We start from the raw sequence: 269 nt of genomic DNA, 5'->3' as shown, positions 1-269 counted from the left end.
TTAAGACCTGTGAAGCCATCGTCCTGATAGACTGCCACAACCTCCCATCCCTGCTTTTCGCAGTATTTTTCCAGCATATCACGCTGGTTTGCGATACTGGCACTTTCGCCTTGCAGGTCATCGTCCTTTGACAGTCTGCAATAGACCGCTGCACGATAACCCCCGGCAAGTGCCGAACCGATTGTTCTGTATTCCATTTCGTTCATCATAGCCATTTACCCACACAATCCAGACGGTATCTGGCTCTTTTGAACCTCATCTTCATTATA

At 48.0% G+C, this 269-nt stretch carries 1 protein-coding gene; it reads right to left on the bottom strand.

The window, feature by feature from the left end; translation table 11 throughout:
- A partial coding sequence (locus DW931_RS15710; RefSeq protein ID WP_165815561.1) for a recombinase family protein occupies positions 1-215 on the bottom strand: 215 nt, incomplete at its 3' end.
- Positions 216-269 lie beyond the last annotated feature (54 nt).

It is taken from the genome of Clostridium sp. AM43-3BH (assembly GCF_003479985.1).
GTDB lineage: Bacteria > Bacillota > Clostridia > Lachnospirales > Lachnospiraceae > Otoolea > Otoolea fessa.
Note: the sequence above shows the minus strand (reverse complement) of the source record. Positions and strands in the feature narration are given on the sequence as shown.